Annotated in this window: 27 protein-coding genes and 2 tRNA genes; 13 read left to right on the top strand and 16 right to left on the bottom strand. The window is 54.5% G+C overall.

Going from position 1 to position 26,403, the window contains the following annotated elements; genetic code table 11:
• Positions 1-43 precede the first annotated feature (43 nt).
• On the top strand, positions 44-805 hold the full coding sequence (gene xni / locus FDP13_RS02210; RefSeq protein ID WP_012770847.1) for a flap endonuclease Xni: 762 nt from the start codon (positions 44-46) through the stop codon (positions 803-805).
• Between the two features lie 72 nt (positions 806-877).
• Here the strand turns inward: xni and rlmM are convergent, their stop codons facing one another.
• The 4 genes from rlmM to FDP13_RS02190 form a co-directional block, all read right to left on the bottom strand.
• Positions 878-1,978, bottom strand: a complete 1,101-nt coding sequence (gene rlmM, locus FDP13_RS02205) for a 23S rRNA (cytidine(2498)-2'-O)-methyltransferase RlmM (RefSeq protein ID WP_012770848.1) — start codon at positions 1,976-1,978, stop codon at positions 878-880.
• Between the two features lies 1 nt (position 1,979).
• Complete coding sequence (locus FDP13_RS02200; RefSeq protein ID WP_012770849.1) at positions 1,980-2,366, bottom strand: DUF423 domain-containing protein; 387 nt, start codon at positions 2,364-2,366, stop codon at positions 1,980-1,982.
• Between the two features lie 82 nt (positions 2,367-2,448).
• Entirely contained in the window at positions 2,449-3,375 is a 927-nt protein-coding gene (locus FDP13_RS02195; protein ID WP_027712901.1) for a transcriptional regulator GcvA, read from the bottom strand.
• A 353-nt stretch (positions 3,376-3,728) separates the two neighbouring features.
• Positions 3,729-3,950, bottom strand: a complete 222-nt coding sequence (locus tag FDP13_RS02190; protein WP_012770851.1) for a YgdI/YgdR family lipoprotein — start codon at positions 3,948-3,950, stop codon at positions 3,729-3,731.
• Between the two features lie 171 nt (positions 3,951-4,121).
• On the opposite strand from FDP13_RS02190, the gene csdA reads away from it, so the two are divergent.
• Together csdA and csdE are read left to right on the top strand one after the other, a co-directional pair.
• Positions 4,122-5,327, top strand: a complete 1,206-nt coding sequence (gene csdA, locus FDP13_RS02185) for a cysteine desulfurase CsdA (RefSeq protein WP_143838453.1) — start codon at positions 4,122-4,124, stop codon at positions 5,325-5,327.
• 2 nt (positions 5,328-5,329) lie between these two features.
• The gene (gene csdE / locus FDP13_RS02180) at positions 5,330-5,773 is read left to right on the top strand and encodes a cysteine desulfurase sulfur acceptor subunit CsdE (protein WP_081979768.1); all 444 of its coding nucleotides are present in this window, start codon (positions 5,330-5,332) and stop codon (positions 5,771-5,773) included.
• Here the strand turns inward: csdE and tcdA are convergent.
• A complete protein-coding gene (gene tcdA, locus FDP13_RS02175; protein WP_143838451.1) occupies positions 5,761-6,594 on the bottom strand; it encodes a tRNA cyclic N6-threonylcarbamoyladenosine(37) synthase TcdA in 834 nt (277 codons plus the stop codon). The genes csdE and tcdA overlap by 13 nt on opposite strands.
• A gap of 207 nt (positions 6,595-6,801) precedes the next feature.
• Here tcdA and FDP13_RS02170 point away from each other — a divergent pair, with 207 nt between their 5' ends.
• The 4 genes from FDP13_RS02170 to FDP13_RS02155 are packed head-to-tail and all read left to right on the top strand — an operon-like array spanning position 6,802 to position 9,324.
• Positions 6,802-7,248, top strand: coding sequence for a GNAT family N-acetyltransferase (locus FDP13_RS02170; protein WP_143838449.1), 447 nt, complete (start codon positions 6,802-6,804; stop codon positions 7,246-7,248).
• A gap of 18 nt (positions 7,249-7,266) precedes the next feature.
• On the top strand, positions 7,267-8,280 hold the full coding sequence (locus tag FDP13_RS02165; RefSeq protein WP_143838447.1) for a D-2-hydroxyacid dehydrogenase family protein: 1,014 nt from the start codon (positions 7,267-7,269) through the stop codon (positions 8,278-8,280).
• Complete coding sequence (locus FDP13_RS02160; RefSeq protein ID WP_012770857.1) at positions 8,280-8,759, top strand: GNAT family N-acetyltransferase; 480 nt, start codon at positions 8,280-8,282, stop codon at positions 8,757-8,759. The genes FDP13_RS02165 and FDP13_RS02160 overlap by 1 nt, the downstream gene beginning before the upstream one ends.
• A gap of 19 nt (positions 8,760-8,778) precedes the next feature.
• On the top strand, positions 8,779-9,324 hold the full coding sequence (locus FDP13_RS02155; protein ID WP_234424364.1) for a GNAT family N-acetyltransferase: 546 nt from the start codon (positions 8,779-8,781) through the stop codon (positions 9,322-9,324).
• Positions 9,325-9,380: 56 nt separating this feature from the next.
• Here FDP13_RS02155 and mltA read toward each other — a convergent pair whose 3' ends face one another.
• Positions 9,381-10,544 (bottom strand): murein transglycosylase A, encoded by a 1,164-nt coding sequence (mltA, locus tag FDP13_RS02150; protein ID WP_143838445.1) that lies wholly within the window; start codon positions 10,542-10,544, stop codon positions 9,381-9,383.
• A gap of 210 nt (positions 10,545-10,754) precedes the next feature.
• Between mltA and FDP13_RS02145 the strand changes: the two genes are divergently transcribed.
• A tRNA-Met gene (locus FDP13_RS02145) sits at positions 10,755-10,831 on the top strand.
• A gap of 40 nt (positions 10,832-10,871) precedes the next feature.
• Positions 10,872-10,948: transfer RNA gene (locus FDP13_RS02140), tRNA-Met, on the top strand.
• 63 nt (positions 10,949-11,011) lie between these two features.
• Here FDP13_RS02140 and amiC read toward each other — a convergent pair.
• Positions 11,012-12,250 carry an N-acetylmuramoyl-L-alanine amidase AmiC gene (gene amiC, locus FDP13_RS02135; protein WP_033576050.1) on the bottom strand — a complete coding sequence of 413 codons (1,239 nt, stop codon included), beginning with the start codon at positions 12,248-12,250 and terminating at the stop codon, positions 11,012-11,014.
• A gap of 206 nt (positions 12,251-12,456) precedes the next feature.
• Here amiC and argA point away from each other — a divergent pair, with 206 nt between their 5' ends.
• Positions 12,457-13,800 carry an amino-acid N-acetyltransferase gene (gene argA, locus FDP13_RS02130; protein WP_193745560.1) on the top strand — a complete coding sequence of 448 codons (1,344 nt, stop codon included), beginning with the start codon at positions 12,457-12,459 and terminating at the stop codon, positions 13,798-13,800.
• Positions 13,801-13,943: 143 nt separating this feature from the next.
• On the opposite strand, the gene ptrA is transcribed toward argA, so the two are convergent.
• From ptrA to rppH, 9 genes are all read right to left on the bottom strand, one after another.
• Positions 13,944-16,847 carry a pitrilysin gene (ptrA, locus tag FDP13_RS02125; protein ID WP_143838444.1) on the bottom strand — a complete coding sequence of 968 codons (2,904 nt, stop codon included), beginning with the start codon at positions 16,845-16,847 and terminating at the stop codon, positions 13,944-13,946.
• 39 nt (positions 16,848-16,886) lie between these two features.
• Complete coding sequence (locus FDP13_RS02120; RefSeq protein ID WP_143838442.1) at positions 16,887-17,273, bottom strand: prepilin-type N-terminal cleavage/methylation domain-containing protein; 387 nt, start codon at positions 17,271-17,273, stop codon at positions 16,887-16,889.
• Positions 17,257-17,703: a YgdB family protein gene (locus FDP13_RS02115; protein WP_231578078.1), complete on the bottom strand. Its 447-nt coding sequence runs from the start codon at positions 17,701-17,703 to the stop codon at positions 17,257-17,259. The genes FDP13_RS02120 and FDP13_RS02115 overlap by 17 nt, the downstream gene beginning before the upstream one ends.
• Positions 17,693-18,295, bottom strand: a complete 603-nt coding sequence (locus FDP13_RS02110) for a prepilin peptidase-dependent protein (protein WP_143838440.1) — start codon at positions 18,293-18,295, stop codon at positions 17,693-17,695. Before FDP13_RS02110 ends, FDP13_RS02115 begins: the two co-directional genes overlap by 11 nt.
• Positions 18,289-18,780: a prepilin peptidase-dependent protein gene (locus FDP13_RS02105; RefSeq protein ID WP_143838438.1), complete on the bottom strand. Its 492-nt coding sequence runs from the start codon at positions 18,778-18,780 to the stop codon at positions 18,289-18,291. The genes FDP13_RS02110 and FDP13_RS02105 overlap by 7 nt, the downstream gene beginning before the upstream one ends.
• Before the next feature lie 241 nt (positions 18,781-19,021).
• Positions 19,022-19,816: a thymidylate synthase gene (thyA, locus tag FDP13_RS02100; RefSeq protein WP_012770867.1), complete on the bottom strand. Its 795-nt coding sequence runs from the start codon at positions 19,814-19,816 to the stop codon at positions 19,022-19,024.
• Positions 19,817-19,847: 31 nt separating this feature from the next.
• On the bottom strand, positions 19,848-20,711 hold the full coding sequence (gene lgt / locus FDP13_RS02095; protein ID WP_012770868.1) for a prolipoprotein diacylglyceryl transferase: 864 nt from the start codon (positions 20,709-20,711) through the stop codon (positions 19,848-19,850).
• A 193-nt stretch (positions 20,712-20,904) separates the two neighbouring features.
• Entirely contained in the window at positions 20,905-23,151 is a 2,247-nt protein-coding gene (ptsP, locus tag FDP13_RS02090) for a phosphoenolpyruvate--protein phosphotransferase (RefSeq protein WP_033576099.1), read from the bottom strand.
• A gap of 14 nt (positions 23,152-23,165) precedes the next feature.
• Positions 23,166-23,693 carry an RNA pyrophosphohydrolase gene (gene rppH, locus FDP13_RS02085; protein WP_012770870.1) on the bottom strand — a complete coding sequence of 176 codons (528 nt, stop codon included), beginning with the start codon at positions 23,691-23,693 and terminating at the stop codon, positions 23,166-23,168.
• Between the two features lie 771 nt (positions 23,694-24,464).
• Between rppH and mutH the strand changes: the two genes are divergently transcribed.
• From mutH to FDP13_RS02065, 3 genes are all read left to right on the top strand, one after another.
• A complete protein-coding gene (gene mutH, locus FDP13_RS02075) occupies positions 24,465-25,151 on the top strand; it encodes a DNA mismatch repair endonuclease MutH (protein WP_143838436.1) in 687 nt (228 codons plus the stop codon).
• A 162-nt stretch (positions 25,152-25,313) separates the two neighbouring features.
• The gene (locus FDP13_RS02070; RefSeq protein WP_012770872.1) at positions 25,314-26,030 is read left to right on the top strand and encodes a TerC family protein; all 717 of its coding nucleotides are present in this window, start codon (positions 25,314-25,316) and stop codon (positions 26,028-26,030) included.
• Positions 26,031-26,183: 153 nt separating this feature from the next.
• Entirely contained in the window at positions 26,184-26,402 is a 219-nt protein-coding gene (locus FDP13_RS02065) for a YgdI/YgdR family lipoprotein (protein ID WP_012770873.1), read from the top strand.
• The last annotated feature ends 1 nt before the right edge of the window (position 26,403 follow it).

The raw sequence follows: 26,403 nt of genomic DNA, 5'->3' as shown, positions 1-26,403 counted from the left end.
ACCGGCGCTAGCCCGGTGGCGAACCTTTGCATAATCACCGCTTATGGCCGTACATCTGCTTATTGTCGACGCACTCAACCTGATCCGACGCATTCATGCGGTACAAGGCTCCCCTTGCCTGGCCGCCTGCCAACATGCCCTGAATCAGTTGATCCAGCACAGTCGACCAACCCATGCCGTTGCCGTTTTTGACGACGAACAACGCGACCAGAGCTGGCGCCACCAGTTGTTGCCGGAGTACAAAGCCGGACGCGCGCCGATGCCGGAAAACTTGTCTCGCGAATTGCCGCAAATCAGAGAGGCTTTTCTGGCATCAGGGGTGGACAGTTGGCACTCGCCAGGCAACGAAGCGGACGATCTCGCCGCTACGCTTGCCAGCAAAGTCGCTGCTCAAGGGCATCAGGCAACCATTGTTTCAACCGATAAAGGCTACTGTCAGTTACTGGCGCCAACCATCCGCATTCGGGATTACTTTCAAAAACGCTGGTTGGATGTCCCTTTCATCCAACAAGAATTCGGCGTGCAACCAGAGCAGTTGCCGGATTACTGGGGGCTGGCCGGCATCAGTAGCAGCAAGATCCCCGGTGTGAGCGGAATCGGGCCGAAAACCGCCGCACAGTTGCTGCAACAGGCAGGTTCGCTGGAAGCGTTATACCAGCAGTTAGAACAGATACCGGAGAAATGGCGACGTAAACTGGAATCTCAGCAAGACATGGCTTACCGCTGCCGTCAGGTCGCCACGCTCAAAACCGATTTGGTGCTGAACGGCAACCTGCAACAGCTACGCCTGCCCGCGTCGGGTTAGGTGGTAGTCAGGCCGTTGGCACAATCACAGAAACGGCCAACGGCAGTCCGCCGACGCACTTAACGTTCGTCTTTAGCGTTCGTCGCGACGACCAGGAATCGCGCCCCAGATGCGTCGGGCATGAACGGTAATCTCTTCGCGATCGTGATAGAGATGCTTGGCGTGAATCTCGAAGTTAATGCCGTTTTCTTCCAGCCGCTGCGCCAATAAAGCCAGATTCTGAGTCACTTCCTCATAGCGCTTTTTCATCGGCAGCTTGAGGTTGAAGATCACTTCACGACACCAGCCGTTGACCAGCCAGTCCGCCATACGGTTGGTGACTTTGGCCGGTTTTTCTACCATATCGCACACCAGCCAGTAGATATTATTGCGCGGCGGTTCAAAACGGAAACCATCCGCCTGATGGTGGATAACCTGGCCGGTATCCATCAGGCTCGGCGCCATCATACCGTTGTCGACGGCGTGAACCATCATACTGCGTTTTACCAGTTGGTAGGTCCAGCCGCCGGGGCAAGCCCCCAAATCCACCGCAAACATGCCGCTGCCGAGGCGCTCGTCCCACTCGTCCGCCGGTACAAACACATGGAAGGCTTCTTCCAGCTTCAGCGTCGAACGGCTTGGGGCATCCGCGGGGAACTTCAGCCGTGGAATCCCCATGTAGAACGGTGAGTTGTTATTGCTGTAGGAATAGCCGACGTAACAGCAACCGGGCGCGATAAACAGCACATGGATGACCGGACGGCTGGCTTTCTCCTGCGCCAGCAGAATACGGTTTTCCCGCAATGCAGCGCGCAGCGGTACCGTAAACTTGCGGCAAAACTTCATCAACTCTTTGCTTTCATTGGTATCGGGCACTTCAACCCGCAGTTCCCCAGCGCGCTCCAGCACCCCGGTCAGCATCCCGACGATAGGCGTGATGCGATCCTCCGGCGGCAAATCGCGCAGCAACTCACCGCAGACCATCATCTGACGGGCGAACACCAGTTCCTGAAACGGCAACTCTTTAATCAGCCGATCGGCATCTTCATGCTGATAGCATTCAAACACCACATACCCGCTGTTATCTTTTACCCGCACAAAACCATAAACGTTATAACGCGCCGCTTTGTCGGTAATTTCCGCCGCGCACTCTTTCTCAAATCCCGGGCGGCAGTACAAAATCACTTTATTCATGCTACTCAGCCTTTTTCTTTAAGCGTAAGGCTCCAATTAACAGTAACAGCCAGCCCGTCAGGAAACAGAAGCCCCCGACCGGGGTGACAAATACCCACAGTTTAAGATGCGACAACGCCAGGCAATACAGGCTACCGCTAAACAACAGCGTGCCCAGCGCCAGAAACGCCGCACTCCAGTAAAACCAGACACTCGCCCGTTGATGCATCGCCACCGATAGCACCAGAATCGCCAGCGTATGAAACGCCTGATACTGAAGCCCGGTATGCAGCCAGGACATTTCGACTTCGCCCAGCGATTTACTCAAAACATGTGCGCCGAATGCGCCCAATGCCACATAGACAAACCCGCTGACAGCGGCGAATATCAGCATAAAACGGCTGTTCATCGTTCGAATCTATTCCATTATCAAGAAAAAGAAACCAAGCCGGTGAGCCCGGCGTGAACGGGGTGTTCAACCCAAACGGTTTTTAACGAGAACCATTGTCGTAACGGAAGCGGAACTTTTCCTGCTCGCTAGCCGCACGAGCCAGAATCCATTGGCGAAAGGCGGCTATTTTACCCAGTTCCGCCTGGCTGTCATGACAAACCAGATAAAACGCGTTCTTACTGACCAAGACGTCATTAAACGGACACACCAGCCTGCCGGCCTCAATCTCGGTCTGCGCCATCACATTATTAGCCAGCGCCACGCCTTGCCCGTGAATCGCCGCCTGCAACACCATCGCGCTATGACTAAAAATCGGCCCCTGCTGTACATTAATCTGTGCGATCCCTAACTGACGGGTATAAGCCAGCCAATCGCGTCGCGAAGCATCATGCAACAACGTATGCCATACCAGATCTCCCGGCGTTTTCAACGGATGCTCGCCGGTCAGCAACTGCGGCGCACAAACCGGCAACAGATACTCCGCGTACAGTTTCTCTACCCGTAGACCAGGCCAGTTCCCTCGGCCATAGAAAATCGCCACATCCACATCGTCGGATAAGCGCTCTTCCTCGCGGTCCACGGCTTGAATCCGCACATCGATGCCGGGGTACTCCGTATTGAAACTCGACAGACGCGGCACCAACCAGTGAATAGCAAAACTGGGCAACAAACTGACCGTCAGCGCGCCTTTGGCGCTACGCGCCTGCAACTTACGAGTCGCCTCATTAAGCGCAGAAAAAATTTCTTTGATATCCAGAAAATAACTCTGCCCTTCTTCCGTCAACAACAGGGAACGATTACGGCGACGGAACAATTTCAGGCCGAGAAAATCCTCCAGCGATTTGATCTGATGGCTAACGGCGGCCTGAGTCACAAACAACTCTTCGGCCGCACGGGTAAAGCTCAGGTGACGGGCAGCAGCATCAAAGACACGCAGGGCATTGAGAGGCGGCAATCGTTTCGACATAAACCGGATTCTTCGTATGCGGCCTATCCCGGTGAATGCACCGTGATTTGCCATTAGTTTTTGTAATCCGATGCATTATAAATTGTCCGTTGAGGATGCACCAGCAAATACCTATAGTAGCGCCACTTCCCTGAGCCGGAACGAAAAGCGCAACAGGTTGACTGGTGTGTTTTTGGCTTGTGGTTGTGATGTTGTGTTTGCTATTTGTTTACTGTCTGCATTTCAGACGTGGTAGCACTGCTACCTTTCATTTCCTGTACATTTACCCTGTCTGTCTAAGTGATTTTTGCATAGCACCGCGTTTTTTGCGGTGCTTTTTTTTCGTCTGAACGTTCTCTGTCAGCCGCTATTCGTTACTTCGCTTCCGTCATCGCTTTCAGATCATTACGGTTGATCTGTTGATGATGACCGTAAGCATCGGTGTAGCTTATCAGGCCGGTTTCATCATCCACCTTCGGTTTACCCTCGGTGATGATGGTGCGTCCATCCGACGTTTCCAGCACGTAATGACTCGAACAGGCCGACAGCGATAATGCTATCCCCAAGGCCGCCACGGTAACAATCTTATTCTTCATAATTAACTCCTGATGATTTTTAATGTTTACATAACGTAATTTTTCGTTATTAAACGCCAAAACCAGCAAGATTAAGGGTAGCAAGCAAGGCACGATTTTCGTTCAGGATCGTCCTAAACTTGTTTCAGGCGTAAAAATGGGACAGGATCTGTCGCTCAACAGAGGACAGACATGAAACCGTTTAACGCCCCGGACTTTCGCCGGCAATTTCCCGCACTTCGTCAGCCCGGTGTTTATCTCGATAGCGCCGCGACGGCGCTAAAACCCGAAGCCGTCATCGCAGCGGTTCAGCACTGTTATGCCAGCGAAACGGGTAATGTACATCGCAGCCAGCATCGCGCCGCCCGGCAGTTGTCGGAAGCGTTCGAGCTGGCGCGCGAAAAAGTCGCGAAATACCTCGGCGCAGAGCAGGCTCGCAGTATCGTGTGGACCAAAGGGACGACGGAAGCCGTCAATCTGGTAGCGCAATGTTATGCCCGCCCACGATTACAACCCGGTGATGAGATTCTGGTTAGCGAAGCCGAACACCATGCCAACCTGATTCCATGGTTAATGGTGGCGCAGCAAACAGGGGCTCGTGTGGTAAAGCTGCCGATTGGCGCAGACTATTTGCCGGATCTTCGCTTGCTGCCCTCACTACTCAATGCCCGCACCCGTCTGCTGGCTATCGGGCAAATGTCGAACGTGACGGGCGGTATGCCGGACCTGCAACACGCCATTACTCTGGCGCATCAGGCCGGCGCCGTAGTGATGGTCGATGGTGCGCAAGGCATTGTGCATACCACGACGGATGTGTCGGCGTTGAGTGCGGATTTTTATGCTTTTTCCGGCCACAAACTGTATGGCCCGACCGGCATCGGCGCGCTATACGGCAAACCCGACTTGCTGGAAACCATGCCGCCCTGGCAGGGCGGTGGAAAAATGATGACGACGGTATCGTTTGACGGTTTTACCCCTCAGGCAATCCCCCAGCGATTTGAAGCCGGCACGCCGCATATTGCCGGGGTGATCGGGCTAGCCGCCGCGATTGACTGGTGGCGACAACAGGACAGCCGCGCCGCCGATCGGCACAGTGTTGCACTGGCGAACAATGCAGAACAGCAATTGAGCCGCATACCCGGTTTTCGCAGCTTTCGCGCGCCGGGCTCCAGCCTGTTGTCATTCACTATTGATGGCGTGCACCACCACGATCTGGTGACGTTGCTGGCGGAGGATGGCATCGCCTTACGGGCCGGTCACCATTGTGCTCAACCACTGATGGCCGCTCTGGGTGTTGCGGGTACATTACGAGCCTCGTTTGCGCCTTACAACCAGCAACAGGATGTGGACCAGTTGGTCCACTCAACCCAGAAAGCCCTTGAATTACTGATGGATTGATGATGACCACCGATTCTACACCGCACCCGTTTGGCACCGACATCAATGAAGCGGCGCTGATAACCCGCTTTGACGCCTGCCGATCCTGGGAAGAGCGCTACCGCCAGTTGATTCTGCTAAGCAAATCCCTGCCGCCGCTACCGGAAGCCTATCGTCAGCAGCAGATTGAGCTGCCTGGTTGTGAAAACCGCGTCTGGCTGGGATATCAACGGCAGGCGGACGGCTCGCTGCATTTTTACGGCGACAGCGACGGCCGCATCGTGCGTGGGATGCTAGCGATTATCTTGACGGCAGTGGAAGGTAAAACGCCACAGGCGCTGCAACAGAGCGATCCGCTGGCGCTGTTCGAGCGGCTGGGGTTGCGCGCTGAACTCAGCGCCTCACGGGCCGGCGGGCTGGCCGCACTGGCCGGCCGTATCCACGATATCGCCGGTCAGGAATCCTGATTCAGTGCGGCGGCTTGCGCCTGCCGGGCATCACGCGCCATCATTTTTTTCAACGCATGAGAAACCGCCACAAAACCAAAGGTGGCGGTCACCATCGTCGCGGCACCAAAACCGGATGCGCAATCCATACGTTTCACGCCGTCAGCGGTGCTACGCGATGCGCAAACCGAGCCATCCGGCTGCGGGTAGACCAATGGTTCGCTGGAAAACACGCAATCGATCCCCAGCTTGCCTTTGCTGTTCTTAACGATATTAAAATCGTGCTTCAGCCGCTCACGCAGCTTGGCTGCCAGCGGGTCCTGAATGGTTTTCGCCAGATCGGCGACTTCAATACGCGTAGGGTCAATTTGCCCCCCCGCTCCGCCGGTCGTCACCACCGGAATCTTGTTACGACGGCACCAGGCCAGCAACGCCGCTTTAGGGCGGACACTATCAATGGCGTCAATCACATAGCTGAAATGGTTATCCAGCCGTTCCGCCACGTTATCGGCGCTGATGAAATCATCAACGCAGGTCACCTTGCATTCCGGATTGATCGCCAGAATACGCTCCGCCATGACCTCGGTTTTCAACTGGCCGGTATGCTGGCGCAATGCGTGGATCTGCCGGTTGGTGTTGCTGACGCACACATCATCCATATCAATCAGGGTAATCGCGCCGATGCCGGTGCGCGCCAGCGCTTCCGCCGCCCAGGAACCAACCCCGCCAATGCCGATTACGCACACATGCGCCCCGGCAAACAGCGACAACGCCCGCTGGCCATACAATCGTGCCGTACCGCCAAAACGTTGCAGATAACTTTCGGATAATTGCGTACTCATTGCCCACCTTCACTCAATCACAAACGGCAGCGATGATACCCCAGTCAGGCCGTTTACGCAGCGGATAACGGCGATCTGCCATTTTCTTCGTCCGCAGCATTTCCCACGAATCGTATATTTACCCTGTTGACAGGTGACGGCATCCGGCTGGCTGTGGCACCTTACCTTATGGACGTTCATCAGGCTTTCCGCAGTGGAGAAAAAACCATGCATGTTGATCTCATCCCCGCCACCGAATCCGATATCGATTTCCTGTTGCAACTGCGCAAGCTGACCATGGGGAAATATCTGGCGGACATCGGCGCATCGACGGACCACGAGAGCCTGATGCGCCGCGTACGCTATGAATTCGAACACGCGCATATCGTACAGGCAGACGGGCGGCCTGCCGGGTTATTCAAGTACCGTTTTATGCCGCAGGAACAGCACTGGTATCTGATTCAGATTCAAATCCACCCCAATTTCCAGAACCGCGGCCTCGGCAAGCAACTAATTCAAAACCTGCTCGCACAGGCATCAACGCAAAATCAGGCGGTGGTGCTGAGCGTGCTGAAAAATAATCCCGCCCGCCATCTGTATCATCAGCTGGGATTTCAGGTAACAGACCAAAACGATCGGGAGTTCATTATGACCTGCCTCCCCAACGCACAATAAATACGGTTAAGGATCAGCATGAACATCGCCATATTGGATGACTATCAGGATACCGTCAGGCACCTGAATTGCTTTTCGCTGTTGAACGGCCACCAGGTACAGGTGCTGGATAAAACCTATACCGACGCCGCTCAATTGGCGGCGCAACTGCAAGATGTTGAAGCACTGGTGCTGATTCGTGAACGCACCCATATTACTGATGAATTACTCGCCCAACTGCCGAACCTGAAGCTCATCAGCCAGACCGGTAAAGTGAGCCAGCACCTCAACGTGGACGACTGCACCCGGCATGGCGTGGCGGTAGCGGAAGGAAACGGTTCGCCGATTGCACCGGCGGAATTATGCTGGAGCCTGATCATGGCGGCATCGCGCCATCTGCCCTGCTATAACGCTCAGTTGACTCAGGGCCGCTGGCAACAAAACGGCACGTTGGGATTGGGCAGAACGCTGCATGGGCTGACGCTCGGTATCTGGGGATACGGCAAAATCGGGCAGCGTATCGCCCGCTACGGTGCGGCATTTGGCATGACGGTGCTGGTGTGGGGCAGCGAGACATCGCGAGAACTGGCGCGCCAACACGGCTTTAGCGCAGCCGACAGTAAAGCGGCGTTTTTCGCCGGCGCGGATGTGCTGTCGCTACACTTGCGCTTGAACCCCGCCACCCGCCACTGCGTAACCCAGCACGATCTGGCGCTGATGAAGCCGGACTCGCTGTTCGTCAACATCAGCCGAGCCGAACTGGTGGAACCGGGGGCACTCTGGCGTGAACTCGCGGCGCATCCCGGCAAACAGGCGGCGCTGGATGTGTTTGACAACGAACCGGCAGCGCCGGAAAACGAGCCGTTACTGACGCTGCCGAATGTACTGGCGACACCGCACATCGGTTACGTCGAACGTGGTAGCTACGAGCTGTATTTCAAAACCGCTTTTGAAAATGTGGTGGCATTTGCCGCCGGTCAACCCGCCAATCTGGTGAACCTCGCGGCGCTTGCCGATACCCACGCCCACGATGCCGGCACAGGAAACCGCTAATGCACACGCCCGCCATCACACTGCGTAAGGCACGTCGAGCCGATGCGCCGGAAGTATTAGCACTGCGCAATCGCGCCATCCTGCATGGTTGCCGCCATGATTACACGGCGGAACAACTACAACGCTGGACCAGCGGCGCGCTCAGCGAAGTATTTGAGAATACCGTCACCCACCATTTTCATCTGGCGGAGATAGCTGCCCGGATGGTCGGGACAGGGATGGTCAATCTTCATACCGGCATGATCGATGCGGTGTTCGTTGAGCCAGAGGCGATGGGCAAGGGCGTAGGCAAACGGATGATGCAGCATCTGGAAACGCTGGCGCGTGCGGCAGGGTTGGCGGCAATCCGGCTTGACGCCAGCCTGAACGCGGCACCGTTTTATCGGTCCTTGGGGTTCTGCGGCGATGAAATCAGCCTGTACCATTCGCCGCGCGGCTTCTCGTTGCCCTGTATCCCGATGGTTAAAGCGATCAACTAACAATATCTCAGTAAGCGATATGCCGTTATTCGGTTACCCGTACGAGGAAAAAATGAGCAATATAATTATCAGACGCACAGAAGCACACGATGCCGCTGCCGTAGCCAGCATTTATGAAGGGGAAAATGCCTACTCTGGTACACTGCAACTGCCTTATCCGTCATTGGCTACGTGGGAGTCTCGTTTAAACCACATGCCAGAGAATGTTTATAGCCTGGTGGCAGAATGGGAAGGCGAATTGGTGGGCAATCTGGGGTTTGAAATATTCAGCAATCCACGCCGCCGCCATGCAGGAACCTTTGGCATGGGAGTAAAAGACACGCATCAGAATCGGGGGGTTGGCAGCGCCATGTTGGCAGCATTGACCAATCTGACGGATAACTGGCTTAACATCCATCGTATTGAGCTAACCGTTTACACTGACAACGACGCCGCACTGGCGCTATACAGAAAATTCGGTTTTATCGTCGAAGGCGAGTCCAAAGATTACGCCTTCCGCAATGGTCGTTTCGCCGATGTATTTCACATGGCGAGAATCCGCCCGACAAATACAGCCAATCGGTAAGCCGAAAAACAAGGTGTATCCCGCCGCAACAAAGCCATGGAGCGGCGGAACGTTAGTCATTCGTTGGGATTACTGACCAGCCCGCCGGTATTTCCAGCCGTATTATTGTTGCCGGCACTGAGCAACGGCATGGCGGAGGAGGATTGCGCATTTTTCAATACCCACACCCGGCCATAATGATTGTAGAAACCGGCAGCGTGCCCGGCGTCCGTGCCAATCCCTTGATAGATATCGAAATGCTGTCCTTTAATCGCGCCGCCGACATCCAGTGCGACCATTAAACGCATCTCATATTGGCCGGTAAACTTGCCCTGATTATCCAGCAGCGGCACTTCCGCCAGCAGCGTGGTGCCCGCCGGGATCAACGACCGGTCAGACGCGACGGAGGCTCGTGCCACCAGCGGTACGGCACTGGCGCCTTTTACCGGCATCGACGCCATCGATTTAAAGAATACGAAAGAAGGGTTCTGCACCAGTAAATCCCGCACTTCGGCCTCGGAATGCCGATCAGCCCACTGCCGAATAGCCTGCATCGACATCTCTTCTCTGGGCACCTCGCCGCGGTCGATCAACACCTTGCCGATACTGCGGTAGGCATGACCATTTTTACCGGCATAACCAAAAAAGGTCAGAGGGCTGCCGTCGCCAAAATCGACATAGCCGCTGCCCTGCACTTCCATCATGAAGTTATCCATCAGCGAGTTAGTCCAGGCGATAGCCAGTTCGTTGCTCAGCGCACCGGAATAAATGGCGGCCCGATCCGGCAGACGGCCGTTTTTACGCACTCGGGGCATGGCATACAACGGGAAGCGAAACTCGCCCTGACGATAACGACGCGCCTGCACCACCGGCGTGTAGTAACCGGTAAACTGCACGTTGCCGAAGCTGTCAACGCCTTCCATCTGCCAGGCGTTGAGGCCGAATTGCGCCAGTTGGCGGGTATCGCCGCCGGCCTGAATCCAGTTCTGTACGGCCTGAAAGATATTGCTGTTACGGGAATAGAGTCCGGGAGAGGACGATTGAATCTGACTAACCTGTTGGGAAAAATCGACCGCATTCACCGGCTTGCCGTTAGCGTTCGGCGCATTTACCCACTCCAGCGGTTGATCGAGACGGCCGTCTTTATATTGCTGTCCCCGATCGCTGGGCCGAGTCTGACAACCGGCCAATATCGCGATGACCACCCCGGTCAACACGTATTTCCCCCACCATCCTTTCATTTCCGAGCTCTCTTCATTCTTGAGTGTAAAACCACGCAGAACGATAACAAACAGAGGGAGGGAATAAAACGCATCACGACAAAACGGCACGCAGCAGTCTAAAAAAGAAACGCAATGACGACAATTTCACCACCCGTCGGCAAAAACGTAAACTATTTGAAAAAAGAGGTTGCATCGAGGCGAACGCGGAGTATAGTGCGCATCCACGGACGCGGGGTGGAGCAGCCTGGTAGCTCGTCGGGCTCATAACCCGAAGGTCGTCGGTTCAAATCCGGCCCCCGCAACCAATTGATGTACCAGCATCATAGATAGAAGAAACAAGACGGACGCGGGGTGGAGCAGCCTGGTAGCTCGTCGGGCTCATAACCCGAAGGTCGTCGGTTCAAATCCGGCCCCCGCAACCAATAAATAGACACCCTGACGGGTGTTTTTTTATGTCTGGCGTTCAGCCGACGCCATCATGGCGCTTAACGCGCCTGAGCCGCGAAATAGGCTTTTATCCCTTCCATGATCGATTGCGCCACCTGTTGCTGAAAACGGCTGGTACGCAATTTGCGTTCCTCTTCCAAGTTGCTGATAAAAGCCGTTTCCACCAATATTGATGGTATATCCGGTGCCTTCAGTACCGCAAAACCGGCCTGATCGACGCTATTTTTGTGTAAATGGTTGACCTTTCCCAAACGATGCAAAATTTCTTTGCCGAATTTCAGGCTGTCGTTAATGGTGACGGTCTGCACCATGTCAAACATGGTGCTGTCTAAATAACGATCGCCGCTCAGACTCACCCCGCCTATCAAATCCGACTCATTTTGCGTTTGCGCCAGATAACGCGCTGCTGAACTGGTAGCGCCTTTTTTGGACAAGGCAAACACCGAAGAGCCGCGGGCTGAGCGGTCGCTGAAGGCATCGGCATGGATAGAAACAAACAAATCGGCGCGTTGCTTGCGTGCTTTAGCCACCCGTACCTTAAGTGGAATGAACACATCTTCATTACGGGTCATGTAGGCTTTCATGTTGTGCTCACGCTCGATCAGCGCTTTCAAGCGTCGGGCGATTTGCAGCACCACATCTTTTTCGCGGGTCCGGTTTTTACCGATGGCGCCGGGATCTTCGCCACCGTGCCCCGGATCCAGCATGATGATCAACGGTCTTTCGCGCCCGGCCTTGCCATCGTTGGGCCTTTCCGGCGGCAGCGTTCGCTCCAGGTCGCCTTTATTGTAATCCTCCAGCAACGCCAGCAGCGGGTCATCGGCATCGTCATAACGACCGGCAGCAGGGTATAAATCCATTACCAGACGATGCCGAAAGCCAGCGACCGGTGCCAGTGTAAACAACCGGGGATTCACCTTCTGCCGTAACTCCAACACCAAACGTACCGTATTTTTGTCGAACTGCCCGGCCCGAGCCGTCTTGATAAAAGGATCACGTCGTTCGAATTGTCGGCCTGCATTTTTCAGCACACTATTCAACGAGGCATTCTCAATATCGACGACCAGGCGATCAGGGTTTTCCAACATAAACTGACGGTATTTTAGCGGCTGGCTGGATTCGAGCGTGACACGGCTGTACGCAGAAGCAGGCCACACCCGTACGGCAATCACTTGCGAGACGGCGGCCAGCCCAACACCGCTGATGCTCAGTAACCAGGTGGCGGCGGCGCCCTGTAATAAATGACGACGGGTCAGATGGTGCTTCGAATCAGACATGCAACTCCGCTAATGGCTAAGGAAATCAGGCAGATTGATGAAAACGCCGAAAACTTTAACCAATACGTACCGGGCTGTCATGCAAAAATCATGTTGATGTTTTCTACTGTGATAGCCGCGCTGCTTTAAACTATCAGACCAGACCGAAAAGTTATCGCTTGCCTTTTGGTTTGCGAGGAATAAAAATACGAAAATATCGAATAAAAATGCAAAGAGGGCTCGCAGTGAAGGAACGTAGTACAGAACTGGTTCAAGGCTTCCGCCACTCAGTTCCTTACATCAACGCACATCGCGGTAAAACGTTTGTCATCATGCTCGGCGGCGAAGCTATCGAACATGAGAATTTTGCCAAAATCGTCAACGATATCGGCCTGTTACACAGTCTTGGTATCAAACTGGTGGTAGTTTACGGCGCACGCCCCCAGATCGATGCGAATCTGATGGCCCATCACTATGAACCTCGCTACCACAAGCATACCCGCGTAACAGACAGCACCACGCTGGAACTGGTGAAACAAGCAGCCGGTATGTTGCAACTGGATATCACCGCCCGCCTGTCGATGAGCTTGCTTAACACGCCGTTGCAAGGCGCGCACATCAATGTCGTCAGCGGTAACTTTATCATCGCCCAGCCATTGGGCGTGGATGATGGCGTCGATTACTGCCACAGCGGGCGCATCCGCCGTATTGATGAAGAAGCGTTGCATCGCCAACTGGACAGCGGCGCCATTGTGCTCTTAGGCCCGGTGGCCGTTTCCGTCACTGGCGAAAGCTTTAACCTCACTTCCGAAGAGGTCGCCACCCAACTGGCTATCAAGCTCAAAGCCGAGAAGATGATTGGCTTTTGTGCTTCTCAGGGGGTCACGAATGCCGAAGGCAGCATCGTGTCAGAGCTGCTGCCAGACGAAGCACAGCAGCGTATTCAATCGCTGGAAGAGGCGGGCGATTATAACTCCGAAGTCGTACGTTTCCTGCGCGGAGCGGTGAAAGCCTGCCGTAGCGGAGTGCGCCGCAGCCATTTGATCAGCTATCAGGAAGATGGCGCGCTGTTGCAGGAACTGTTCTCCCGCGACGGTATCGGCACCCAAATCGTAATGGAAAGCGCAGAGCAAATCCGCCGGGCGACCATCAACGATATCGGCGGGATTCTGGAGCTGATTCGTCCGCTGGAACAACAGGGCATTCTGGTACGCCGTTCCCGCGAGCAGTTGGAAATGGAAATCGATAAATTCACCGTTGTGGTGCGCGATAATTTAACTATCGCCTGTGCCGCACTCTACCCATTCCCGGAAGAGAGTATCGGTGAAATGGCCTGCGTGGCGGTCCATCCGGAATACCGTAACTCGTCACGTGGCGATCAATTGCTGCATCATGTCGCCACACAGGCGCGCCAGCAGGGGCTAAAACGCCTGTTTGTGCTGACCACCCACAGTATTCACTGGTTTCAGGAGCGTGGTTTTCAGCCGGCGGAAGTGGCAGTACTGCCGAAACGCAAACAAGAGCTTTACAATTACCAGCGTCGCTCCAAGATTTTGGTCATCGACCTGTAAAACGGCCTATGAAGCCGGTAACGCGTGGTCATCACCACGCGTTACCGCTCCCCATCCCAACCGTTTCTCTTCTGGTTTCCTCTTACGCTATCCGCAGCACACAGTGTGTCGCCAGTAGTAACCTCTTCACCCGTCCCCCGTCGTTATTGGGTTTCTTTTTCAGCCGGCTTCTGTTCAACCGTTTTCAACGACAGTGTTTGCTGCAAGGCGGACGTTGATGCATAAGACTGCCATTCCGATGGCTGGGCATAATCTGCCTGCCCACCGGAACTGCCAGAAATCTGGGATAACACCGCCAGCCCTTGCGGATGCAGCGCCTGCCGGAAAAAATCCGTCAACTGAGCCGAAGAAATGGACGCCAATTGCCCGATCAATTGCTGACGCGTATCGAAAGCAAAATTCTCCCGCTCCAAGTCACCGCGCAAACGCGCCACTTCCTCATCCAACGTCTGAGGCGGCTGGCTGAGTGCATTAATCAACCCTTGTTTGTTCTGAGCAAACGTCTGTGCATTCATGGCGCTCAAACGCTGTTCGGCTTTACCAAAAAAATCCTGATAACGTTGATAAAGGTAACCCGGCTGCTTGCTGTTGCTCTGTAGCAGGAAACCAATCCCCCACTGGCGATCAACAGATACCGGCGTGGCAAACACGGCATACCCCAGTTGCTCCTCTGTACGCAGTTGATTAAAGAACCAGGGATGAATGATCTGCCCCAGCAGCTTGCTGTACGCAGCGCTCTGTATCTCGCCATATCCGGCAGGGATATACACTGCCGCCAGTGCCGAATCGGTACTGCCGCCGCTGCGTTGCAATGTCGCTCGCTGTGACTGGCTAATGCTGACCGATTGCCCTCGCCACCACTCCATACCGCTGCAGCCCAACCGCTCACGCAAATTATGCGACAAGCTAACCACCTTATCCTGCTCCAGATTACCGACCACCAGCATCTCCGGCGCCGCCTGCTGCAACAACGCTTTACGGTATTGCACCAACTCTTGCAGCGTAATGTCCTTCAGCAAGTTGCGCCGCTCGCTGCGTTCGCTATAAGGCACGCTAGACAGCCCTTTAATCGGAAACATCGCCTGCTCATAGGCTTTAGCCTTATCGGCGGCATCCAATTGTTCGGCATACCAGGATTTCGCCTGTTCCAGTTGCTCTTGCGTCGAATTAAAACTGGCGTACTGCTCTACCAACGTCAGCAATAAATCAGGTAAATGCTGGGTGTAGCCGCTGGCTGTCATCACCAGCCCATCATTACTGCCGGTAGAAAACCCGATACCGCCCACCGAAGCCTGATAACTGAGAGCATCCAACGCCACACCGGCCAGATAATCATTCAAGGCAAACAGCACCTGATTACGGGCAGAATCATTCGCCATGCGATTACGCAACATCAACGTAATATCAGCCTTCGGCTCGCTGGCGAAATAGCGGCTGGGCATGTAAAACACGCGCAGCCCAGGCTGGTCGACGATTTTCTTGGGATGCGTAATCGCCGCATCCGCGGCAATCAGCGAGAAATCATCCGGAATATACGGGTTAGGCGTCGGCAAGCTGAGCGTCAGCGATTGAGCTGCCTGCCGCCACTTCATGATCCGTGCGTCGCCGATTTTATCCACCTGATAAGGCGCACCGACAAAATAAGCCTCTTTATTGTGCGGTTGCTCGGGGCTGATGACCCAGATACGCGCATTGTTGGGGGTCATGGTTGATAACCGCGCTTTGATTGCATCAGGGGCAAAGCGGTCGGCCAGATAAGCACCTTCAAGCGTGTATTCCACCGGCAGCCGCAACATAGTATCGACCAGCCACTCTACATAGCCCATATCGCGGGTCAGAGAGGGATACCGGAAGTCGATATTCAGTACGCGAGAGATCTCATCGAAATAACGCTGTTGGATCCCCTCATTGCGCAGTTTTTCCAGATAGGCGAAGACGCCGGCAATCACATTGTCCTGCTGTTCCAACCCCTTGTCGGTCAAATCGACATTAATATTAAACACGCCGCTATTACGTTCGGACATCGGATCGGCGCTGGCATGTACCGACTCGGCCAACCCCTGTTTTTGCAGCCAGTCAGAAAGCGTATTCTGACTGCGATTACCGATCAGGTAACTGATGTAGGTATCTGTTTTACTGCGAAACGCCGGGCTGTTGTTGTCGATCCGAAACTCAATCTTTAGCTGCTTGCGCGGTTGCGCCGGAACATAATGGATGAACAGCCCACGTTGTTCATCCGTCACCACCGGTTCAGTAATCGGCGGGACGCTGGCCTGACGATTAGCAATTCGCCCAAACGTCGAAGCGGCAATAGCCGCCAACTCCGGCAGAGGGCGCTTGCCATACACCACGCCTTTCATCAGATTGGCGGAGTAATAGCGCTGGTAGAAACCGACCAATTCATCATGCAGCTTGCTGCCAGGCTTGTCGCTGAGGGTTTCCAGATTACCGCCCGCAAAACGGGAACCAGGATGCGCCGGATTGATGGTTTCAGCTCCGACCTGCGCCATACGCAGGCCGTCACGGGCGCGAGCCATAGTCAATTCCGCATTGACCGCATGTCGCTCACGATCAGCGTTGACGGGATCAAGTAATGGTTCGGCAATCGCATCTGCCAACCGGTCAACCGCCGGTTGCAGCGCATCATTTTCCACCTCAAGATAAAAAGCCGTACGGTAAGATGCCGTGCTGGCATTGTGGCTGCCGCCGTGCATTTTCAGAAACTCTGCCAACCCATCGGCTTGCGGGTAACGTTTTGAGCCCATCAGCAACATATGTTCCAGATAATGGGCCAATCCCGGCTGCCGCGTCGGGTTATCCAGCGAGCCGACCGGTAACGCCAGCGCCGCCAGCGAACGGGTAGCTTGCATATCAGATACCAGCAACACCGTCATATCGTTATTAAGCCGAATCGCCTGATACTGTCGCTCGTCATTTTCACTCTTTCGTACCGTCTGCGGTAACGACTGCCAGCCATCTGACGCCTGAGTGGTCGGAAACCAAAAAACCAACAGTAACACGCTTAACCAAATACAAGATTTCCGCATCAATATCTCCAGAGGCGTTATATAAGCTCTTATTTCAGGCTATGGTCCGTCGCGTTGAGCAACGACATCAGCGGCATCACAAAACCAGCGGTTCAATACCGCCCGGTAGTGATAAGGCGTCACCACCGTCACGGTGACGCGGCGACAAGCCGGCGGCGAGAGTTGCTCTGCCCGATGTAGTTCCCAACCTGCCGGCATACCCGCTGACGCGGAAACCCGGCCGGCACTTTCCTCTTCCAATCGGTAATGGGCCAGCCGCCATGCCTGGCGCTGTTGCATTTGATGCAACAGCGATTGCTGAAGTACCTGATGATATTGCAAGAGACCGGCCAGCGATACCGCGAATAACAGGGCTGCCACCAGCGTTTCCGGTAGACTGAAACCGGCACAGCTGCCGCAACGCCGACTTTTAAGGTGTCGGCGCACAGGCAAACTCCATCGTCTCAGGACAAAAATCCGACCATCCGCCAGCTACTGGTTGGATCCGCCCTCCAGTCGCAGCGACATCAGCCACCACTCGGTGATAAAACGCCAGGGGTTGTCGTTCGCCGATAACATTTCCCTCGGCGCGCAGCAGCCCATAACGGTCTTCGTTGTTTATACGCAGACAAACGCGTAACTGTGCTGATGGTTGAGTCTGACATTGCCATCCTTCGATGATTTGCCACTGAAGACTGATTCCCCAATTCAGTGACGATACCCCCTGATTGAATGCCTGCCAGAAACGCTGTTCATCAATGCCTTGTCGTAGCTGAACGTCCAACTGGCGCTGCAACCCGCCCAACATCAACAGACCTATCATCATCACCAACATGACCACCACCAGTATGCTGCCCTGCTGTTGTCTACCCTGCATGATTCCTCCCTGACACCAGACTATCCACCTGCAGCCGCTGCGCCGGGCGTGCAGTCCAGTAACCGGTCAGTAAAACCTGATAACGAGACCGAATACCGGATGCATCCTTTGTGACTTCTGTTATTTCAAATCGATCGACAGTGACTTCGTCGGGATCCAGTAATTTCTCCCAGCGATTGCCCTGACAACGCGGGCCACCGGTTTGTACCTCCAGCGCGCCGCCGCGTAAACGGTAGCTAAAAAACTCCGGTTCAGACTGTTCCCCCGTTTCCCAGCGCCCATTACGGTTGACGTCGTAAGCCACCGTCAGGCAACTCACCTGCCGGCTGGCGCCGGTTTCCAGCGTCAACGATGCCCCCTGACAGCGGCCTGCGCAAAATCCGGCACGTCGAATATCTTTTTCTATACCGAACAGCGTCTGACTTAGCAGGTGCTCCAGGCGGATAAGACTGGCGCTATCCTGCATCTGCGCTCGCAATAATGGCAGCAACTGCGCCAATGCCAACATGGTCACACTGCTCAATACCATCGCCAGCATCACCTCCGGCAGAGTAAACCCTCGAACCGTTTTTCCGGATAACGTCTTCAACATACCGGGATGCCTTGTAACGGCCGGGACTCGCTGCAAAGGCGTAAACGACCACGCGCCGATATCACCAGCCGGACACGCCCGGCTGGATTGCTTAATGTAAGATGCCCAGCCTGCGCGGCATTACGCAGGCCATAAAACATCAACCGTTCACTGGTGGTTTCAACCAGCGCGACATCCTGCGATGTGCGGGTAAAAATGGATGTACTTTCAGGTGGGCAGGCAGCCGGTTCCGCGCCATTTCCCATACACCAGTTGCCGTTTGCAGACTTAAGCCACAGCGTGTCGGTCTGGTTACGCCAGTAAGCATTGGCTTGCACGCGCCCCATAAATGCCAGTAAATGCCGGGCGTGTTGCTCCAGTTGCAATGCCTGCCGATAAGCCAGCCAACTGTACATCCCACCGCTCGTCAGTAACGCCACAATGGTTATCACTATGATGAGTTCCAGCAAGGAAAAGCCCCGCTGCCTTTGGTTAGGTCTGTTCATAGCGGCAATTCTATAGCGCAGCGATGCGATGAATAGCGCCGAAGCATAGGGTTACGAGCCGTATCGCAGGCAAGATAAGGTGAGGCAGCAACATACAAGGGAATTGCGCGCTTGCCCGCAAATCAGCAGAGAAGAAAAAAAACCGCCCATCGGTCAGATGCCGGGCTACTCAACGGGAAACAGCATTCCCATGGTCAGCGGCATCCGCCTTTGGGCGGTGAGAGCGAGACAGAATAAAGACTTAAACGGCTACCGGCGCCTTGATGGCAGGGTGCGGGTCATATCCTTCGATGTCGAAATCTTCAAACCGGTAATCAAACAGCGACTCAGGACGGCGCTTGATAACCAGTCGCGGCAACGGACGCGGCTCACGGCTCAACTGGAGGCGCGTCTGCTCAAGGTGGTTGTTATAAAGATGGGTATCGCCGCCGGTCCAGACGAAATCCCCGACGTCCAAATCACATTGCTGCGCCATCATGTGTACCAGCAGCGCATAGCTGGCAATATTGAACGGCAGGCCGAGGAATACGTCACAGGAACGCTGGTACAACTGGCAAGAGAGTTTGCCGTTGGCAACGTAAAACTGGAAAAAGGCATGGCAAGGCGCCAGCGCCATTTTGTCCAGTTCCCCGACATTCCAGGCTGAAACAATGATACGGCGGGAATCCGGATCCTGTTTCAGTTGATTCAGCACGGTCTGCAACTGGTCTATCTGACGGCCATCCGCCGCGCCCCAGGCTCGCCACTGCTTGCCGTAAACCGGCCCGAGTGAGCCATTCTCATCCGCCCATTCGTCCCAAATGGACACCTTATTGTCATTCAGGTAGCCGATATTGGTATCGCCATTCAGAAACCATAGCAGTTCGTGGATGATGGATCGCAGATGGCAACGCTTGGTGGTCACCAGCGGAAACCCTTCCTGCAGATTGAAACGCATCTGATGACCGAAAATCGATAACGTTCCCGTGCCCGTGCGGTCATCTTTGGGAGTCCCTTCTTCGAGCACTTTTTTCATCAGTTCCAGATACTGTTTCATACCACCTCTATCTACGTAATTAGATCAACAATCACTGCCGGTTCGACTGGCGGCGATACGCCCAGACCATCATCAAAATACCGGCCAGCACCATCGGCACCGACAGAATCTGCCCCATGCTGATGCCGCTGAATAATCCTAGTTGGGCATCCGGTTGGCGGAAGAATTCCACAATAATGCGGAAAGAGCCGTAACCGATCAGAAATAGCCCGGATACGCTGCCCATCGGACGAGATTTGCGAATAAACAGGTTCAGAATGATGAACAGCACCACGCCTTCCAGCAGCAGTTCATACAACTGCGACGGATGGCGCGGCAAAACGCCGTACTGGTTAACAATCGCCTGCCATTGCGGGTTGCCTGCCGCCAGCGTCATATCTTCGGCGCGAGAGCTGGGAAACAGCATCGCCCACGGCGTATCGGTCGTGACGCGGCCCCAAAGCTCACCATTGATAAAGTTCCCCAGACGGCCCGCGCCCAGACCAAACGGAATTAATGGCGCAATGAAATCAGATACCTGAAAGAAATGACGTTTGGTGCGATGCGCGAACCACAACATCACCGCGATAACGCCCAACAGCCCGCCGTGGAAAGACATGCCGCCGTCCCACACCCGGAACAGATAGAGCGGATTATCCAAAAATGAAGGGAGAGCATAGAACAATACGTACCCCAAACGCCCCCCGACGAACACGCCGAGGAACCCGAAGTAGAGCAGGTTTTCTACTTCGTCTTTATGCCATCCGCTACCCGGTTTGTTCGCCCGGCGTACCGCCAGCCACATGGCAAACACAAACCCGACCAAATACATCAATCCATACCAGTGCAGAGAAACCGGCCCGATAGATAAAATCACCGGATCAAACTGGGGAAATACCAGATAGCTCGTCGTCATCGATCACCACATTATCGTTGCTTTTGTCCCTGATTTCGGGGCTATTCAAGGGGCCGGACGCAGGCAGGTCTCCCGCCGGCCGTCCGCGGTTGCGAATGATAGCATAGCCAGCGGAAACAGTTGGCAACGAGGGAATAAAAGAACTGTAAACATTTACGGGGATTACAGGGAGGGAAAGCGGGCGCCGCCGCGTTTAGCGCCCACCGCGAATCAAGCCGCCAAGCCCACGCTCTTCGATGAAGATCGACGCCCATTGGCGCACTTCGCCGGCTGTTTGTGCTTTAAGCACTTTAGCGACCAGTTGACGGGTTTCATCTTCGCCAATGCGGCGCAACAGGTATTTGATGCGGGCCACACTACGCCCATTCATACTCAGCGTGCGGAAACCCAACCCGATCAGCAACAACGCGCCCATCGGCTCCCCCGCCATTTCGCCGCATACCGAAACCGGCAGTTGGTAATGATGGCACTGAGTGATAATCATATTCAGCGCCTGCAGCATCGCGGGATGCAGGCTGTCGTAAAGGGTGCCGACATGTGGATTATTGCGATCCACCGCCAGTAAATACTGGGTCAGGTCATTGGTGCCGACGGAAACGAAATCGATACGGGATACCAGGTGCGGCAACAGGAACAGCACCGACGGCACCTCAATCATAATGCCGATACGCGGCCGCGGCTGCGGGAAGCCGAGCATTTCCGATACCTCGGCCGCCGCCCGGTCGATTAAGCGCTTCGCTTCATCGATCTCATCCAGGCTGTTGATCATCGGCAATAAAATGCTCAGATTGCCGATATATGCGTTGGCGCGCAGCATGGCGCGAACCTGAATCATGAAGATTTCCGGCTGATCAAGCGTTACCCGAATGCCCCGCCAGCCCAGACAAGGGTTTTCCTCGCTGATGGGCAGGTAAGGCAACTGCTTGTCCGCACCGATATCCAGCGTACGCAACATCACCGGCCGGGTCGGATATAGCCGTAACATGCCTTCATATTGCGTCATCTGTTCCTCTTCCGAGGGGAAACCGTTCTGCAACATAAATGGAATTTCGGTACGGTACAGCCCTACGCCGTCAACCTGATTAATAAAGCGTTTCTCATGCTCGGCGCTCAGGCCGGCATTGAGCATCACATCCACCCGTTCGCCGCTTTTCAGCACCGCCGGGCGCTCCATGTCGTCTTCCGCCAGCCGGGTCAGCTCGTTTTCTTCGCTCAGCAGACGCTGATATTCCTGCACCAGCACCGGTTCGGGATCGACCAGCAACTCACCGCGATAGCCATCCAACACCAACAGGCGCTGGTGCAGTAGATCGGGCTGAATATCCGCTCCCATCAACGTAGGGATGCCCATCGCCCGCACCAGTATGGCGGCATGGGAATTGGCGGCCCCATCATAGGCCACCACACCGGCCAGACGATCCTGCGGCACTTCCGCCAGCACGGTCGCCGTCAGTTCGTCGGCGACTAAAATAAAACGCGGCGGCCATTGGCCATTGCTTTGCGCATTGTCGTCAAGATGAAACAGCAAACGCTGCCCTAACGCGCGCAAATCGCTGGAGCGATCGCGCAGGTAGGGATCTTGCAGGCTGGCGAACTGCGCGGCAAACCGTTCGACAACGACCTTGACCGCCCATTCAGCCACGCTGCCGGTATCCACTTCCTGAAACAGGTCGCGTTTGAGGCGGGCGTCGTTGAGCAAGTGGGAATAGAAATCGAAAATGGCCGCACTCTCTTTCTGCGAACTGGCGCTGAAGCGTTTACTGAAACGGCGAAACTCGGCGCCGGCCTCTTCCATCGCCATCAACAGTCGCGAACGCTCACGGTCGCTGTCGAGACTGGAGGCCGGAAATACCAACTCCAGCGACGGCTGGCTGCGGTCTTGCCAGCCTGGCGCGATAGCAACGCCGGACGACGCAGCCATCGCCTTAATGCGTGTTTGCCGGTATTGCCCGAACAGCGCCTTCATCTGAGATAGGGACAGGATCGCCGCCATCTGGGTGGCCAGCGTCACCATGAACGATTCTTCGTTTTTATCGAATTGCCGGTGCTCGCGCTGCTGTACCACCAGCACGCCCAACAGTTGACGCCGGTGGATTACCGGCACGCCCAGAAACGATCGAAAATGCTGTTCGCGTACGGCAGGAATGAATTTGAAACTGGGGTGGCTTTGCGCATCGGCCAGATTGATAGGCTCGGCCCGCTCGCCGACCAGCCCGACAATCCCCTGGCCAAATGCCAGCGTAATCGTACGGCCGCGCGGTTTTTTCAACCCGCGCGTCGCCATCAGGTAATAACATTGACGATCGTGATCAGCCAGATAGATGGAGCAGACTTCCGTATCCATCGCCAGACAGGTTTCATTCACCAAAATGTCTAACGCATCACTCAGCCGGGCCGCGGCTGCAACCTTTTCAATAATTTCTCGCAGTCGCGTGAGCATCATGATGTGTCGGATTATCCTCGTTTTCGTCTGGTTCCTGATGACATTCGGGTAGCCGAATTCTCCTGTAGCTGCATCACGGCGGTGACGAATTCCTTCATCACCTTTCGGTAAACATCACGTTTGAACGACACCACCTGGCGTACCGGATACCAGTAGCTCACCCAACGCCATCCGTCGAATTCCGGGGTGCCGCTGCTTTGCATGTTGATGTCGGATTCATTACACATTAACTGTAGCAGAAACCATTTCTGCTTTTGGCCGATACATACCGGTTTTGTATCCCAACGCACCAAACGTTTTGGCAATTTATAGCGTAACCAGCTTCGGGTGGAAGCCAGAATACGAACGTCCTTTTTCCGCAGCCCCACCTCCTCGAACAGTTCGCGGAACATCGCCTGTTCCGCGCTCTCTCCGGGGTTGATTCCCCCTTGAGGAAACTGCCAGGAGTGCTGGCCGTAGCGGCGGGCCCATAATACCTGGCCCTGCCGATTACAAATTACAATACCAACATTCGGGCGGTAGCCATCATCGTCGATCACCGGACTACCTCGATAAACTAGAATGCAAAGATGACTCGATTGTTTCACACTCCTGACAGGCGGTAAACTCCCGCTTTACATCCCTTTATTGATACGTTTGCGGCAATTGCACAAACATCGACGGTTCCGGCCCGCCGCATCGCTATCCGCACTTTTCTCTAGATAAAATATCGTTAACCCACAGATAGGATCAAAGTTATAAACATTCGAGCGGCAATTACGCCGTTTTATTCACTTTTTCTGTGGACATCTTTGTGAAGAACATCATGAAAAAGTGCGTAAAACTCGTTTCGACTTTTACGTAAGCGTGATCTCTCTCGCTAAATTGCCATTCCCTTTCAATCAATTAACGTGCTTTTCCCCGCTTTCTCCACCGCGCATTACCACCCGAACTTAATGCCGATTTCAGAGTGGCGAAAGATCGCACTACGCCGGTTTTATCCACAGGCAACCACGGAAAACCAGCCAAAAAATCGGCTAAACCAGCAAAAGCAGCGCCCGTCAAGGCTGTAAATCAAAACAGTAATCCTGAGTTATCCCGGTTATCCCAAAAATCTGTGGATAACATAGTGTAAAATCCTGTTCATTGTCGGTGTCTTGTCGTGAACAAAAATCGGCGGCGCTTTTTTCACAACGATGAAAGGAAAAAAAATCATAAAAGAATCATGCTATTATTATTTTCCGCCTGAATAGCTGAATGCCTGACGTTATCCTCCGTTATGGCTGTATTTTTTTTAATCACCTTTATTACCAGTAACGGATACGCAATCCATGCAGATACCCACGCCTCATCAGGTTCCGCCGGACAGTGAACAGACCTTGCTGTTACGGGCGCAGGCGCTGGCCGGTTATTCGCTGGCGGAGCTGGCCCACGTTGCCGAACTGCCGCTGCCTGCCGACCTTAAACGGGATAAAGGGTGGATCGGTGTGCTGCTGGAACGCTTTCTGGGCGCCAGCGCCGGTAGCAAGCCGGAACAGGATTTCCCCGATATCGGCGTAGAATTGAAAACTATCCCGGTCGATGCACAAGGACGGCCGCTGGAAACCACCTTTGTCTGCGTCGCCCCGCTCACCGGCAACAGCGGCGTAACCTGGGAAAGCAGCCATGTGCGCCACAAGCTAACCCGAGTATTGTGGATCCCGGTGGAAGGCTCGCGCCCCATCCCGCTGGGAGAACGCCGAATCGGCGCGCCGCTGTTATGGAGCCCCAACCCGGAGGAAGAACGGCAATTACGACAGGATTGGGAAGAACTCATGGATTTGATCGTGCTAGGCAAAGTGGAAAGCATCACCGCCCGCCACGGCGAAGTATTGCAGTTGCGCCCTAAGGCCGCCAACAGCCGGGCGCTAACCGAGGCGATTGGCGAACACGGGCAGCCGATTCTGACGCTGCCGCGCGGTTTTTACCTGAAGAAAACCTTCACCACGCCGTTACTGGCCCGGCATTTTCTGCTGTAATGCCCACAGGGCGTAGCGCAGCCTATAGCCCAAATACGTCGGGTTGCAGGAAAACCAACACACCTGCCGCCTGAAGTCCGGCTGCTGTAAATCCTCTTGCCTGCGCAGTAGCAAGACAGAGATAATAGTCGTTTACGTTTCGTTTAAGGATGCACTGAGATAATGTTTGATTGGATCGCAGATCCCAATGCCTGGTTAGCGTTGGGAACACTCACCATACTGGAAATCGTACTTGGCATCGACAACATCATCTTTTTGTCACTGGTCGTCGCCAAGCTTCCCAAACATCAGCAGAACAAAGCCCGCCGTATCGGCCTGATGGGCGCAATGCTGATGCGTCTCGGCCTGCTGGCGTCCATCGCCTGGGTTATCAGGCTCACCAATCCGTTGTTTAGCGTATTCGGGCAGGAGGTTTCCGCCCGTGACCTGATTCTGTTCCTTGGCGGCCTGTTCCTGATCTGGAAATCCAGCAAGGAAATTCACGAAACTATTGAAGGCGGCTCGGAAGATCATACTTCGCAGGTGCATTCCTTCTTTGGCGCCATTGTGCAGATTATGCTGCTGGACATCATCTTCAGTCTGGATTCGGTCATTACCGCCGTGGGTTTGTCTGACCACCTGTTTATCATGATGGCTGCGGTGGTGATTGCCGTCGGCGTTATGATGTTTTCCGCTCGCCCCATCGGCGAATTTGTCGATCGTCACCCCTCGGTAAAAATGCTGGCGTTGTCATTCCTGATTCTGGTGGGCTTTACGCTGATTCTGGAAAGCGTCGATATTCATGTCCCGAAAGGCTATATCTACTTCGCCATGTTCTTCTCCATGTCAGTAGAAGCGCTGAACCTGATGCGCGGCAAGAAATCCTCCAAAAAACAGTAATTCCCCGGTGGGAAACGGTCAATCGGCCGTTTCCCACCCTGTCCTTACGTATCTTTTTAATTTTTTTGCCATAAATCCTAACCTCAGCCAAACCACGCTTTGCTAGACTGAAAAGACGTTCAGTTTTTTTGCTAAATAACAGGTAAATTCAGTATGCGATTTCGGATAAAAACCGCCGTTGCCCTGACTTTTGTCGTCCTGCTCTCCGGCTGTGCCAGCCACTATGTTATCGCTACCAAAGACGGACAGATGCTATTGACCAAAGGCAAGCCACAGTTGGATTCGTCCACCGGGCTGCTCAGTTATACTGATGAAAACGGTGTGCAACACCAACTCAACAACGACAATGTTTCGCAGGTTATCGAGCGTTAAG

The sequence above is a fragment of the Dickeya sp. ws52 genome (assembly GCF_007210685.1).
Lineage (GTDB): Bacteria > Pseudomonadota > Gammaproteobacteria > Enterobacterales > Enterobacteriaceae > Dickeya > Dickeya chrysanthemi.
The sequence above is the reverse complement of the archived record's forward strand: the minus strand, read 5'-3'. Positions and strand labels throughout refer to the sequence as shown.

Excerpts from the sequence above, each read along its gene's own strand:
- mltA (WP_143838445.1), bottom strand. The coding sequence starts at position 10,544 with ATGAAAGGATGGTGGGGGAAATACGTGTTGACCGGGGTGGTCATCGCG.
- FDP13_RS02190 (WP_012770851.1), bottom strand. The coding sequence starts at position 3,950 with ATGAAGAATAAGATTGTTACCGTGGCGGCCTTGGGGATAGCATTATCG.
- FDP13_RS02160 (WP_012770857.1), top strand. The coding sequence starts at position 8,280 with ATGCACACGCCCGCCATCACACTGCGTAAGGCACGTCGAGCCGATGCG.
- argA (WP_193745560.1), top strand. The coding sequence starts at position 12,457 with ATGCAAAGAGGGCTCGCAGTGAAGGAACGTAGTACAGAACTGGTTCAA.
- tcdA (WP_143838451.1), bottom strand. The coding sequence starts at position 6,594 with ATGAGTACGCAATTATCCGAAAGTTATCTGCAACGTTTTGGCGGTACG.
- ptsP (WP_033576099.1), bottom strand. The coding sequence starts at position 23,151 with ATGCTCACGCGACTGCGAGAAATTATTGAAAAGGTTGCAGCCGCGGCC.
- FDP13_RS02200 (WP_012770849.1), bottom strand. The coding sequence starts at position 2,366 with ATGAACAGCCGTTTTATGCTGATATTCGCCGCTGTCAGCGGGTTTGTC.
- FDP13_RS02065 (WP_012770873.1), top strand. The coding sequence starts at position 26,184 with ATGCGATTTCGGATAAAAACCGCCGTTGCCCTGACTTTTGTCGTCCTG.
- csdA (WP_143838453.1), top strand. The coding sequence starts at position 4,122 with ATGAAACCGTTTAACGCCCCGGACTTTCGCCGGCAATTTCCCGCACTT.
- FDP13_RS02165 (WP_143838447.1), top strand. The coding sequence starts at position 7,267 with ATGAACATCGCCATATTGGATGACTATCAGGATACCGTCAGGCACCTG.
- ptrA (WP_143838444.1), bottom strand. The coding sequence starts at position 16,847 with ATGCGGAAATCTTGTATTTGGTTAAGCGTGTTACTGTTGGTTTTTTGG.
- FDP13_RS02170 (WP_143838449.1), top strand. The coding sequence starts at position 6,802 with ATGCATGTTGATCTCATCCCCGCCACCGAATCCGATATCGATTTCCTG.
- mutH (WP_143838436.1), top strand. The coding sequence starts at position 24,465 with ATGCAGATACCCACGCCTCATCAGGTTCCGCCGGACAGTGAACAGACC.
- FDP13_RS02195 (WP_027712901.1), bottom strand. The coding sequence starts at position 3,375 with ATGTCGAAACGATTGCCGCCTCTCAATGCCCTGCGTGTCTTTGATGCT.
- csdE (WP_081979768.1), top strand. The coding sequence starts at position 5,330 with ATGACCACCGATTCTACACCGCACCCGTTTGGCACCGACATCAATGAA.
- amiC (WP_033576050.1), bottom strand. The coding sequence starts at position 12,250 with ATGTCTGATTCGAAGCACCATCTGACCCGTCGTCATTTATTACAGGGC.
- xni (WP_012770847.1), top strand. The coding sequence starts at position 44 with ATGGCCGTACATCTGCTTATTGTCGACGCACTCAACCTGATCCGACGC.
- FDP13_RS02115 (WP_231578078.1), bottom strand. The coding sequence starts at position 17,703 with ATGCAGGGTAGACAACAGCAGGGCAGCATACTGGTGGTGGTCATGTTG.
- FDP13_RS02105 (WP_143838438.1), bottom strand. The coding sequence starts at position 18,780 with ATGAACAGACCTAACCAAAGGCAGCGGGGCTTTTCCTTGCTGGAACTC.
- lgt (WP_012770868.1), bottom strand. The coding sequence starts at position 20,711 with ATGACGACGAGCTATCTGGTATTTCCCCAGTTTGATCCGGTGATTTTA.
- FDP13_RS02155 (WP_234424364.1), top strand. The coding sequence starts at position 8,779 with ATGCCGTTATTCGGTTACCCGTACGAGGAAAAAATGAGCAATATAATT.
- FDP13_RS02110 (WP_143838440.1), bottom strand. The coding sequence starts at position 18,295 with ATGTTGAAGACGTTATCCGGAAAAACGGTTCGAGGGTTTACTCTGCCG.
- FDP13_RS02070 (WP_012770872.1), top strand. The coding sequence starts at position 25,314 with ATGTTTGATTGGATCGCAGATCCCAATGCCTGGTTAGCGTTGGGAACA.
- thyA (WP_012770867.1), bottom strand. The coding sequence starts at position 19,816 with ATGAAACAGTATCTGGAACTGATGAAAAAAGTGCTCGAAGAAGGGACT.
- rlmM (WP_012770848.1), bottom strand. The coding sequence starts at position 1,978 with ATGAATAAAGTGATTTTGTACTGCCGCCCGGGATTTGAGAAAGAGTGC.